Below are 368 nucleotides of genomic sequence, written 5' to 3'. Positions count from 1 at the left end.
TTCATCTCCAAATAACAACGTGTTATATATTGGCGTGACAAGTCAGTTGAAGCAACGAATTTGGCAGCATAAGAATAATATCATGCCTTCTTTTACCTCTAAATATAATGTTCATAACCTTGTTTACTATGAATTATTTGAAGATATAGAAGCGGCAATTGCTAGGGAGAAGCAACTCAAAACATGGAAACGTGCTTGGAAAAATGAGTTGGTAAAGAGTGTTAATCCTAGTTGGCAAGATTTGTATCACATGCTTTAGATTCCAGATACCTCGTTCCTCCGTTCTGGAATGACGAAGTAGCGAGTGGTGAGTATCGAAGAGTTTTGGGTGTATTGTCGTTAGTTAAGTTGTCATTCTGAACAGTGAG

1 protein-coding gene is annotated in these 368 nt (G+C 37.5%); it reads left to right on the top strand.

Annotated features, from left to right (window positions below; all coding sequences use genetic code 11):
* On the top strand, positions 1-259 hold a 259-nt coding region (locus tag FTW16_RS17980; RefSeq protein ID WP_261383482.1), incomplete at its 5' end, for a GIY-YIG nuclease family protein.
* Positions 260-368 lie beyond the last annotated feature (109 nt).

The sequence above is a fragment of the Vibrio sp. T20 genome (assembly GCF_007858795.1).
GTDB lineage: Bacteria > Pseudomonadota > Gammaproteobacteria > Enterobacterales > Vibrionaceae > Vibrio > Vibrio satsumensis.
The sequence above is the reverse complement of the archived record's forward strand: the minus strand, read 5'-3'. Positions and strand labels throughout refer to the sequence as shown.